Annotated in this window: 22 protein-coding genes; all 22 read left to right on the top strand. The window is 55.6% G+C overall.

The genetic code is table 11. The features are described from left to right. A partial coding sequence (locus VAE55_RS14165; protein ID WP_322816399.1) for a hypothetical protein occupies positions 1 to 85 on the top strand: 85 nt, incomplete at its 5' end. 62 nt (positions 86 to 147) lie between these two features. Further along, positions 148 to 456 (top strand): 30S ribosomal protein S10, encoded by a 309-nt coding sequence (rpsJ, locus tag VAE55_RS14160; RefSeq protein ID WP_012258230.1) that lies wholly within the window; start codon positions 148 to 150, stop codon positions 454 to 456. A 110-nt stretch (positions 457 to 566) separates the two neighbouring features. Next, positions 567 to 1,199 (top strand): 50S ribosomal protein L3, encoded by a 633-nt coding sequence (gene rplC / locus VAE55_RS14155; protein WP_322816398.1) that lies wholly within the window; start codon positions 567 to 569, stop codon positions 1,197 to 1,199. A 12-nt stretch (positions 1,200 to 1,211) separates the two neighbouring features. Then, positions 1,212 to 1,880, top strand: coding sequence for a 50S ribosomal protein L4 (gene rplD, locus VAE55_RS14150; protein WP_322816397.1), 669 nt, complete (start codon positions 1,212 to 1,214; stop codon positions 1,878 to 1,880). Positions 1,881 to 1,882: 2 nt separating this feature from the next. After that, a complete protein-coding gene (rplW, locus tag VAE55_RS14145) occupies positions 1,883 to 2,167 on the top strand; it encodes a 50S ribosomal protein L23 (RefSeq protein WP_012258233.1) in 285 nt (94 codons plus the stop codon). A gap of 75 nt (positions 2,168 to 2,242) precedes the next feature. Then, on the top strand, positions 2,243 to 3,067 hold the full coding sequence (gene rplB / locus VAE55_RS14140) for a 50S ribosomal protein L2 (protein ID WP_012258234.1): 825 nt from the start codon (positions 2,243 to 2,245) through the stop codon (positions 3,065 to 3,067). A gap of 233 nt (positions 3,068 to 3,300) precedes the next feature. Further along, positions 3,301 to 3,588, top strand: coding sequence for a 30S ribosomal protein S19 (gene rpsS / locus VAE55_RS14135; protein WP_015909214.1), 288 nt, complete (start codon positions 3,301 to 3,303; stop codon positions 3,586 to 3,588). Positions 3,589 to 3,679: 91 nt separating this feature from the next. Continuing rightward, positions 3,680 to 4,021 (top strand): 50S ribosomal protein L22, encoded by a 342-nt coding sequence (gene rplV, locus VAE55_RS14130; protein WP_322816396.1) that lies wholly within the window; start codon positions 3,680 to 3,682, stop codon positions 4,019 to 4,021. 15 nt (positions 4,022 to 4,036) lie between these two features. Then, the gene (rpsC, locus tag VAE55_RS14125) at positions 4,037 to 4,768 is read left to right on the top strand and encodes a 30S ribosomal protein S3 (protein WP_322816395.1); all 732 of its coding nucleotides are present in this window, start codon (positions 4,037 to 4,039) and stop codon (positions 4,766 to 4,768) included. Then, positions 4,755 to 5,210: a 50S ribosomal protein L16 gene (gene rplP / locus VAE55_RS14120; protein WP_012258238.1), complete on the top strand. Its 456-nt coding sequence runs from the start codon at positions 4,755 to 4,757 to the stop codon at positions 5,208 to 5,210. The genes rpsC and rplP overlap by 14 nt, the downstream gene beginning before the upstream one ends. Next, entirely contained in the window at positions 5,197 to 5,403 is a 207-nt protein-coding gene (gene rpmC / locus VAE55_RS14115; protein ID WP_012258239.1) for a 50S ribosomal protein L29, read from the top strand. The genes rplP and rpmC overlap by 14 nt, the downstream gene beginning before the upstream one ends. A 17-nt stretch (positions 5,404 to 5,420) precedes the next feature. Beyond that, entirely contained in the window at positions 5,421 to 5,690 is a 270-nt protein-coding gene (gene rpsQ, locus VAE55_RS14110) for a 30S ribosomal protein S17 (protein WP_012258240.1), read from the top strand. 2 nt (positions 5,691 to 5,692) lie between these two features. Further along, the gene (gene rplN, locus VAE55_RS14105) at positions 5,693 to 6,061 is read left to right on the top strand and encodes a 50S ribosomal protein L14 (protein ID WP_012258241.1); all 369 of its coding nucleotides are present in this window, start codon (positions 5,693 to 5,695) and stop codon (positions 6,059 to 6,061) included. Then, the gene (gene rplX, locus VAE55_RS14100; protein WP_012258242.1) at positions 6,061 to 6,393 is read left to right on the top strand and encodes a 50S ribosomal protein L24; all 333 of its coding nucleotides are present in this window, start codon (positions 6,061 to 6,063) and stop codon (positions 6,391 to 6,393) included. The genes rplN and rplX overlap by 1 nt, the downstream gene beginning before the upstream one ends. Positions 6,394 to 6,447: 54 nt before the next feature. Next, positions 6,448 to 6,990, top strand: a complete 543-nt coding sequence (rplE, locus tag VAE55_RS14095) for a 50S ribosomal protein L5 (RefSeq protein WP_012258243.1) — start codon at positions 6,448 to 6,450, stop codon at positions 6,988 to 6,990. A 56-nt stretch (positions 6,991 to 7,046) separates the two neighbouring features. After that, positions 7,047 to 7,232, top strand: coding sequence for a type Z 30S ribosomal protein S14 (locus tag VAE55_RS14090; RefSeq protein WP_012258244.1), 186 nt, complete (start codon positions 7,047 to 7,049; stop codon positions 7,230 to 7,232). A 55-nt stretch (positions 7,233 to 7,287) separates the two neighbouring features. Then, positions 7,288 to 7,689, top strand: coding sequence for a 30S ribosomal protein S8 (gene rpsH, locus VAE55_RS14085; protein ID WP_012258245.1), 402 nt, complete (start codon positions 7,288 to 7,290; stop codon positions 7,687 to 7,689). 18 nt (positions 7,690 to 7,707) lie between these two features. Then, positions 7,708 to 8,271 carry a 50S ribosomal protein L6 gene (gene rplF, locus VAE55_RS14080; RefSeq protein WP_322816394.1) on the top strand — a complete coding sequence of 188 codons (564 nt, stop codon included), beginning with the start codon at positions 7,708 to 7,710 and terminating at the stop codon, positions 8,269 to 8,271. A gap of 90 nt (positions 8,272 to 8,361) precedes the next feature. Next, positions 8,362 to 8,724: a 50S ribosomal protein L18 gene (gene rplR, locus VAE55_RS14075; RefSeq protein WP_012258247.1), complete on the top strand. Its 363-nt coding sequence runs from the start codon at positions 8,362 to 8,364 to the stop codon at positions 8,722 to 8,724. 29 nt (positions 8,725 to 8,753) lie between these two features. Then, complete coding sequence (gene rpsE, locus VAE55_RS14070) at positions 8,754 to 9,290, top strand: 30S ribosomal protein S5 (RefSeq protein WP_012258248.1); 537 nt, start codon at positions 8,754 to 8,756, stop codon at positions 9,288 to 9,290. Then, positions 9,290 to 9,487, top strand: a complete 198-nt coding sequence (rpmD, locus tag VAE55_RS14065; RefSeq protein ID WP_012258249.1) for a 50S ribosomal protein L30 — start codon at positions 9,290 to 9,292, stop codon at positions 9,485 to 9,487. Before rpsE ends, rpmD begins: the two co-directional genes overlap by 1 nt. Beyond that, complete coding sequence (gene rplO / locus VAE55_RS14060) at positions 9,484 to 9,996, top strand: 50S ribosomal protein L15 (RefSeq protein ID WP_012258250.1); 513 nt, start codon at positions 9,484 to 9,486, stop codon at positions 9,994 to 9,996. The genes rpmD and rplO overlap by 4 nt, the downstream gene beginning before the upstream one ends. Positions 9,997 to 10,029: the final 33 nt, after the last annotated feature.

Here is a 10,029-nt window from a genome sequence, read left to right as displayed (position 1 = left end):
GGCTATCGAAGAAGGCTTGCGCTTCGCTATCCGCGAAGGTGGCCGCACCGTCGGTGCTGGTGTCGTAACCAAGATCCTGGATTAGCATAGCGTAAACCGGTGACGGGGGCGTGGTCTCCACCACGTCCCCGTTGATTGGAGAAAAAGATGGCTAAACAGAAAGTTCGTATTCGCCTGAAGGCGTATGACCATAAGATCCTCGATCAGTCTGCACGCCAGATTGTCGAGGCAGCCGAGCGAACAGGGGCGCTCGTTGCCGGACCTGTTCCGCTTCCTACCAAGATCGAGCGCTATAGCGTGATCCGGTCTGGTTTTATCGATAAGGACTCTCAAGAGCAGTTTGAGATTCGCACGCACAAGCGACTGATCGATGTGCTTGATCCAAGCCAGCAAACGATTAATGCTTTGATGAAACTCAATCTGCCGGCTGGCGTCGATATTGAGATTAAGTTGTAGAAGAAAATAGACGTAAGTGCTCTGATGACACTTTCATTCTTTGTCAATCAGAGGAACGAGCGTCGGAAATGCAGCCGCTGCGCAAAGGCGCACGCTGCGGAGGTGCATCAATGATTCACGGATTGTTAGGTCGTAAAATCGGGATGATGCAGTACTTCACCGCGCAAGGCATGGCCATTCCAGTGACGGTCATTGCTGCCGGTCCCTGCATCGTCACCCAGATTCGCACACCGGAGCGCGATGGCTACAGCGCTGTGCAGCTCGGTTATGAAGAAGTTGAGCCGCGCAAGCTGACCAAACCGCAACAGGGGCACCTGAAGGCATCGGGTGGCAAAATGTTGCGCTATCTGCGCGAATTCAGCGCCGATGATCCCCAGGCACATACTCCTGGTGAAGTGGTGACGGTTGAGTTATTCCGACCCGGCCAGAGGGTTGACATCTCTGGTACGTCAAAGGGGCGTGGGTTTGCCGGTGTTGTCAAGCGTCACGGCTTCCGCGGTGGTCCAAAGACGCACGGTCAGAGTGACCGCCATCGTGCCCCTGGTTCTATCGGTGCTGGTACAACCCCGGGCCGTGTATGGAAAGGTCAACGCATGGCTGGTCGTATGGGTGGCACTCGGGTTACCATCCAGAATCTGGAGGTCGTTGAGGTGTTGCCCGAACAGAATGTGCTACTAGTGAAGGGCTCCGTTCCTGGCGCCCGCAATGGCCTGCTTCAGATCCGCAAAGCGGTGAAGGGCTAGAGGAGAAAAACGATGCAGGCAACACTCTATAATCAGGCCGGCGAACAGGTGGGCGCCATCGAGGTTAGCGATTACATTTTCGGCATTGAGCCGAACGTGGCTGTTATGCATCAATATGTTGTGATGCAAAACGCCAATGCCCGCCTTGGCACGCATAACACACGTGGTCGCGGCGAGGTAAAGGGATCAACGCGCAAGCTCTATCGCCAAAAGGGCACCGGACGTGCCCGCCAGGGTTCGATCCGTGCACCCCATCACAAGGGTGGTGGTGTAGCCCACGGTCCCCATCCACGCTCGTATCGCCTGGCTATGCCGCGAAAGATGCGTCGGCTGGGTGTACGCTCGGCACTGTCGGCGAAGTTTGCTGCCGATCAAATTCGCTTTGTTGATGAGCTGACATTTGAACGGCCACGTACCAAAGATTTTATCGCCTTCCTCAAGGCGCACGGCCTTGCCGACAAGAAAACCCTGGTCGTGATTGATTGCAAGAGTCTGGCGAATGAAAATCTGCGCCGCTCGGCCAACAACTTGCCGCAAGTGAAAACATTACTGGCACACTACCTCAACGTGCGTGATCTGCTGGTCTACGATCACATCGTGATGCCCAAGGCTGCCGTTGAAGTAGTGGAAAGCTATCTCGGCGAGCGCACTCGCGTGGCAACGCCGGCGCAGGAGGAATAACCATGCTGACGCCGTATGATATTCTGATCCGTCCGCTGATCACCGAGAAGAATACCAGTCTCATGGAACTCAACAAGTATACGTTTGAGGTACACCGTGAGGCAACCAAACCGCAAATTAAGCATGCGGTTGAGACGATCTTCAACGTGAGGGTTACGAAAGTCCATACGATGAATGTTCGTGGTAAACTTCGTCGGCGTGGTCGCTCGATGGGCTATACTCGCGATTGGAAGAAGGCGATAGTAACCCTTGCCGAAGGCGATCGGATCGAGATTTTCGGATCATAAATCACTGCCGGAATGAAGGTAGTGATTGGCGACGGTTCGCACTGAAGAGCCGTCGCCCGTAGAGGGAGAACAACAATGGGAGTTCGTATCTACAAACCAACCTCGGCCGGTCGCCGCAATATGTCGGTTTCGACCTTCGAGGAGATTACAAAGAAAGAACCAGAGCCACGCTTAATCGAACCGTTGCGCAAGAAAGCTGGCCGTAATAACCAGGGCCGGATTACGGTGCGCCATCGCGGTGGTGGCCATAAGCGCTTCTATCGCATTATCGATTTTAAGCGCAACAAGTTTGGCGTTCCCGCGAAGGTACAGGCTATCGAGTACGATCCAAATCGTACCGCTCGCATCGCGCTGCTGGCGTATGCCGACGGCGAAAAGCGCTACATCATCGCGCCACTTGGTCTGAAAGTCGGCGACACGGTGATGAGCGGCCCTGATGCGGAAATTCGGGTCGGCAATGCATTACCGCTGAGCGCCATCCCGCTCGGTACCCAGATCCACAATATCGAGCTTGAAATCGGGCGTGGTGGTGTGTTGGTTCGTTCGGCAGGTACTGCGGCCCAATTGATGGCTAAAGAAGGTGATTATGCCATCGTGCGCATGCCCTCTGGTGAGATGCGCATGATCCACCTGCGCTGCATGGCAACTATCGGCCAGGTTGGTAATGTTGATCACCAGAACATTCGTCTCGGTAAGGCTGGTCGTTCACGCTGGCTGGGCCGTCGTCCGCGCGTGCGCGGTGCTGCGATGAACCCCCGCGACCATCCCCACGGTGGTGGTGAGGGCCGGGCACCTCGCGGTATGAGCACGCCAAAGACGAAGTGGGGTAAGCCGGCACGTGGCGTCAAGACACGTCACAACCCGCGCTTCGACCGCTTCATTGTTCGCCGGCGCAAGTAACGCTGTCTTGTCGGATGATAATCGTTGTTGCCCGATATAGCAGGGCAACAACGATTGGTTGTCGGATGTGCTGAGAGTCTTTACAGTCGCCGAAACAGGTTCACGGAGACTATAAACGGGCGTGGAGAGATTGGACAACCGCTTGCGGTTAATCTCGTTGAAGCGTCAAACGTGGCTGGAGAAAGGCAGCCTTCCAGGTCTGTACTTGTTGCAGGACTGGTAAAGCAGGAACTATGTCCCGCTCGTCGAAGAAGGGGCCATACGTCGATATTAAATTGCTCGATAAAATTGAAGCGATGAATAAGGCCAATGAGAAGCGGGTGATTCGCACGTGGTCGCGTGATTCGACCATCTTCCCGCAGATGATTGGTCATACAATTGCGGTGCACGATGGACGTCGGCACGTGCCGGTCTATATTACGGAAAACATGGTCGGGCATAAGCTGGGCGAATTCGCGCCCACACGCTTCTTCCGTGGCCATGGTGGCAAAAAGGCCGATAAGCGCGGGAAAGTGAAGTAGCTCCCGCTGATAGGCTCGATTGCATCTTACCAGAAACGTGGTAAAATAGCACGCTTGTGGTGATGCTTCGGGTAGCGATACGAGAAGAGCAATGGAAGCAAAAGCTGTTACCCGCTATGTGCGAATCTCACCATTGAAGGTTCGCCTTGTCATGGATGTTGTGCGCGGTATGGATGTCAATCGTGCGCTGGCAACTCTCCGCTACATGCCACAAAAGGCAGCACGCGAGGTTGCTCGCACCATCAAGTCTGCTGCTGCAAATGCCGAACACAACTTTGACATGGATCGCGAATCGTTGTACATCAAGACCATCTATGCTGATCAGGGTCCGGTCTTGAAGCGTATTATGCCACGGGCGCGTGGTATGGCGAATCGCATCCGCAAACCGACCACCCACATTACTGTGGTGGTAGCCGACAGGTCGGAGTACTAGTAGAGGGAGGCTCGCTTGGGGCGCAAAGTACATCCGATTGGCTTCCGGCTCGGCTATATCAAGGACTGGCAATCGAAGTGGTTCGCCGAAGGCGAAGAGTACACTCGTCAGCTCCACGAAGATATCGAGCTGCGCAAGCTGATTAGCAAGGAATTGCAAAGCGCTGGCGTGTCGCTGATCGAGATCGAACGCTCGGCCAATAAGATCGAGATTTCGGTCTACACGGCTAAACCCGGCATTGTGATCGGGAAGCGCGGCACGAATGTTGACACGTTGAAGAGTGCATTGGAGCGCAAGACCGGGAAGAAGATTAAGCTTAATATCAAAGAAATCCATCAACCCGAACTTGACGCTCAGTTGGTCGCGGAGAGCATTGGTGAACAGATCACCAGGCGCGTGAGCTATAAGCGCGCAATGAAGCAGGCGGTTCAACGCGCCATGCGTCTTGGAGCACAGGGAGTAAAGGTGCGGTGCTCGGGTCGCCTCGGTGGCGCCGAGATGTCGCGTGTACACGAAGAGGCTGAGGGTCGCGTGCCACGCCATACGCTGCGCGCTGATATCGATTACGCCCAGGTACATGCGCACACTACCTATGGCCGGATTGGTGTGAAGGTCTGGATTTACAAGGGAGAGGTCTTCCCGAACCAGGTCGCCAAGTCCCCGGCTGAACCAGCAACGACCGCGCCCACGCCCGCTCCCGAGCGGCGTGAACGTCAGCCGAGGAGGAATAGCAATGCTTCTGCCTAAGCGCACGAAGTACCGCAAGATGCAGAAAGGGCGTAGCCCCGGCCTCTCGTACCGCGGCAACAATGTCGTGTTCGGCGAGTATGGCCTGATGGCCCTCGAACCAAGCTGGATTTCCAGCCGCCAGATCGAGGCCGCCCGTCGTGCAATTACGAACTACGTCAAGCGTGGTGGTAAGGTCTGGATCCGTATCTTCCCAGACAAGCCTGTCACCCGCAAGCCGGCTGAAACCCGTATGGGTGGTGGAAAAGGTTCAGTTGACCACTGGGTTGCTGTCGTTAAGCCTGGTCGGATTATGTTCGAGCTGGCTGGTGTTCGCGAAGATGTAGCGCATGAGGCCCTGCGTCGCGCTGCGCAAAAATTGCCGATTAAGTGCAAGGTGATTGATCGCGAAGAGCAGGGAACGATGGCAAAGCCCGAGGAGGTGAGCAGTGAAAGCGAATGAACTGCGCGCCCTCGACGATGCGCAATTGCGCGAGAAGTTGGCCGAGTATAAGGTCGAGTTGTTCAATTTGCGTTTCCAAAAGGCTACCGGCAAGTTGACCAACACGGCACGGCCGCGATTAGTGAAAAAAGAGATTGCGCGCATTCTTACCATTCTGCGCGAACGCGAGTTGGCGCAGGCTGAGCTCGGCTAACGAATATGGAGCAGAGCATGATGACCGTAGAACAAAAGCGCAAGACGACAAAAGTGGGTCGTGTCGTCAGCGATAAAATGAACAAGACGGTAGTCGTGGCCGTGGATTATCTCAAACCCCATCCACTCTACCGTAAGATTATTCGACGCACGAAGAAGTTCCACGCCCACGATGAAGAAAATGTCTGCAAGGTGGGTGATACGGTACGAATTGAAGAAACCCGTCCGCTGAGCCGCACAAAGCGCTGGCGGGTGGTGGAAATTTTGAAGCGTGGCGAGGAGGAATAGCCATGATCCAGCCTCAAACACGGCTTAAGGTTGCCGATAATACCGGGGCAAAAGAGATCATGTGTATCCGGGTCCTCGGAGGTTCACGGGTGCGCTACGGTCGGGTTGGCGATATTATCGTTGCCTCGGTAAAGGTTGCTACACCCGGCGGTCAGGTCAAGAAGGGCGATGTCGTCAAGGCGGTAATTATCCGCACGGCCAAAGAATATGGTCGACCTGATGGCTCTCATATCCGCTTTGATGATAATGCAGCGGTGCTGATCGGTAAGGAGAATAACCCACGCGGCACCCGTATCTTTGGCCCGGTGGCCCGTGAGCTGCGCGAGAAGCAGTTTATGCGAATCGTGTCGCTCGCCCCGGAGGTGCTGTGATGCATGTGAAGACTGGTGATGAAGTGCTGGTGATTGCCGGCAAAGATAAAGGGCGCCGGGGCAAAATTAAGCGCGCCCTGCCGGCTGTCAACCGGGTTGTTGTCGAAGGGATTAATATCGTTAAGCGCCACCAAAAGCCGCGTGGCCCTGGTCGTCCTGGCGGTATTATCGAAATGGAAGCGCCGCTCCACGCATCGAACGTGATGCTGATTTGCCCGAGCTGTGGCCGTGCCTCGCGTACGGGCAAGCGCTTCCTGGAAGAGACTGATCACAAAGGCCGACCACGCAAGGTACGCTATTGCAAGGCCTGTGATGCTGTAATTGATAAGTAGTCTGTTCAGGGCCGGCGCAGCGGAGTCTGTCGCCAAGCCCCTGGAGAAAGCGCCATGACCGTTCGATTACGAGAAAAGTATCAGAAAGAGGTTGTCCCTGCATTGATGGAGGAGTTTAAGTTCAAATCCATCATGCAAGTGCCACGCCTCGTCAAGATTGTGGTGAATGTTGGCGTCGGCGAGGCGGTGCAGAATGCAAAGGCTATTGAAGCCGCCGTTAATGACCTCGCAACGATTACCGGTCAGAAGCCGGTAGTTACGCGGGCTAAGAAGTCGGTTGCATCGTTTAAGCTGCGCGCAGGGATGCCGATTGGGGCAATGGTTACCTTGCGCGGAGATCGGATGTACGACTTCCTGGATCGTCTCTGCTCGCTGGCCCTGCCGCGGATTCGCGATTTTCGTGGTGTCAGCCGAAGCTCGTTCGATGGCCGCGGAAACTACAGTCTGGGTCTGCGCGAGCAGATTGTGTTCCCAGATATTGATTACGACAAGATCGATAAGATTCGTGGGCTAGAGGTGGCAATTGTCACCAGTGCACCGAATGATGAGCAGGCGTATGCATTGCTCAAACGACTCGGCATGCCATTTCGTGATTAGTTTGAACTAAGAGCGCATTGCGCTGACTGGTTCAACACATTTGAGGAGGTATTCCTTTGGCTAAGAAGTCGTGGATTGTTAGGGCCCAGCGGCCACCAAAGTTTTCGGTACGCGCCTACAATCGCTGCAAGATTTGCGGTCGGTCACGGGCCTATATCCGCAAGTTCGGGATGTGCCGTATCTGCTTCCGCGAACATGCGTTGAAGGGCCTCATTCCGGGCGTCGTCAAATCGAGCTGGTGAGTGCTGTGCGGCAATCAAAAGTGCTATTGACGCCCGATTGGTGAGGAGGCATACCGTGAGTGTAAATGATCCTATCGGCGATATGCTCACACGCATTCGCAATGCGTGTATGGCACGCCATACGACAGTATCGATGCCGGCATCGAACATGAAAGAGGCGATTGCCCGCATCCTCAAGCGTGAAGGTTTTATTCGAGATTATGCCGTGATTGATGATGGTAAATCGCATAAGACCATCACGATCACGCTGAAGTATCTGCCCGACCGCCGGCCAGCCATTACGGGTTTACGGCGGGTAAGCAAGCCGGGGCTGCGCATCTATACCAAGCGTACCGACATTCCACGAGTGCGCGGCGGTCTTGGGCTGTGCATCCTGTCAACGCCCAAGGGAGTGCTCGCCGACCACGAAGCCTGGCGCGAGCGCGTCGGTGGCGAAGTGCTCTGCTACGTTTGGTAACGCGCACGGAGGAGTATCATGTCGCGAATTGGAAAACGACCGATTACCGTGCCGAAAGGTGTTCAGGTTACCATCGGCGAGCAGAATCTCGTGACGGTGAAGGGGCCGAAGGGAACCCTGAGCCAGCAACTGCATCCCGAGATGATTATTCGCCAGGAAGGGGACGTTATTACCGTACAGCGCCCCTCTGATGGGAAGTTGCACCGCGCTTTGCACGGCTTGACCCGTACTCTTATCCACAATATGGTGGTTGGTGTCACCCAAGGCTGGCAACGAGTGCTTGAAATTAATGGCGTTGGCTATCGTGCTCAGCTCGAAGGGAAAACCCTGGTGCTCAACCTAGGTTTCTCGCACCCTGTTCGTATCGAGCCACCACCGAACATTAGCTATATCGTTGGTGAACGTAAGTCGGCCAATGACCCGCTGGCTCTGACAGTTGTTGGTATCGATAAGCAACAGGTAGGTGAGGAGGCGTCACGGATCCGTAGCCTGCGCCCACCGGAGCCATACAAGGGCAAGGGCATTAAGTACGCAGAAGAGAAGATTCGCCGCAAGGCCGGGAAGGCTGGGAAGGCGAAGTAGTCGGGATAGCTGCGGTTATTGTGCCGCAGCTATCACCCCGCAGCGAGCGACAGGGGATGGAATCTCTGTCGCGGCAGTGTTGAGGATCGTATGGGAAAACGAACACCACGTGAACTCCGGCTTCGCCGGCACAATCGCATCCGAAAGCGTGTCTTCGGCACGCCTGAACGGCCACGCCTTAACGTGTTTCGGAGCCATGTTCATATTTACGCACAAGTGATTGATGATACTGTTGGTCATACGCTCGTGGCTGCTTCTACTAACGAGAAGGGATGGAGTGGCAGCCCTGAGTTGACAAAAACCCAAGAGGCAGCGCTAGTCGGTAAGCTGATTGCCGAGCGAGCGCTACAGGCCGGGATAACGAAGGTGGTCTTCGATCGCGGCGGCTATAAGTATCACGGACGGGTGAAAGCGCTGGCCGAAGCGGCCCGCGAAGCTGGTCTGAACTTCTAGTTGCCCAAGGGCAGCGTAGCGGAGGAACTGTGAAACGAGAACGTATTAACCCCGAAACGCTGGAGCTCGAGGAGCGCGTCGTCCAGATCAACCGCGTGTCAAAGGTCGTGAAGGGCGGTCGGCGCTTTAGCTTCAGTACGGTTGTTGTCGTCGGTGATGGCAAAGGCCACGTCGGTATCGGAATGGGCAAGGCGGCAGAAGTGCCGGACGCAATCCGGAAAGGCGCCGAGGCCGCGAAGCGTAATTTGATTCGTGTGCCGCTGGTGCATGCAACCGTTCCCCACGAGGTCGTGACGAAATTTGCGGCTACGAAGGTCATGTTGCGCCCGGCAGCACCTGGAACGGGTGTTATCGCAGGTCGTGGTGTCCGTCCGGTTGTCGAAGCAGCCGGAATTAAAGACCTGCTCTCAAAGGTCTACGGTAGCAACAATCCGGTAAATGTTGTGAAAGCAACATTTAAGGCGCTCAGCGAGATGACATCGCTGCACGAGATGGCGAGCCGGCGCGATATGACGCCTCAAGAGCTGATGGAGCGCCGGACACGACGGGAAACGGAGGCAGCCTAATGGGGAAGCTGCGCGTAACGTATGTGAAGAGCGCAATTGGCTATGCGCGCGACCAGAAGGAGACCCTGGCCGCGCTGGGCTTGCGCCGGTTGAATCAGAGTGTACTCAAACCGGATAATCCATCGGTGCGCGGGATGCTGTTCAAGGTGCAGCACCTCGTGAAGGTGGAAGAGGTTGAGGACGAGGTGCAGGCATGAAACTTCACGATTTACGACCCGCCGAGGGTGCGCACCGAAAGCGTAAGCGAATTGGTCGCGGCCATGGCTCGGGTAAAGGAAAAACCGGCGGTAAGGGTATGATGGGGCAAAAGGCCCGCAGCGGTCCCGGCCCTTATCGCACCTTTGAAGGTGGTCAGAACCGTCTGGTCAAGCGGATGCCCTTCAAGCGGGGCTTTGTTAATAAGTTCCGCGTTGAATATGAAGTGGTCAACGTTGGCAGCCTGGTCGATTGGCCAGTCGATCTTGAGGTCACACCCGAAACGCTCCTGGCACGCCGTCTGGTACGCCGGAAGCGAATGCCGGTGAAAATTTTAGGTGATGGTGAACTAACGCAACCACTGGTTATCAAGGCGCACAAGTTTTCGGCCAGTGCTCGCCAGAAGATCGAAGCTGCTGGTGGGAAAGCCATCGATCTCACATGGGTTGTTGAACGCCATTCGCGCTCACGCGGGCCAAATCCGAGCATGCGCAATGCCCGCCAGTCGTAATCGGTCATGTGGCGAGAACCTCACAGGTTCTCG

The organism is Chloroflexus sp., from assembly GCF_034432675.1.
Lineage (GTDB): Bacteria > Chloroflexota > Chloroflexia > Chloroflexales > Chloroflexaceae > Chloroflexus.
This window is presented reverse-complemented; position numbering and strand designations above follow the sequence as displayed.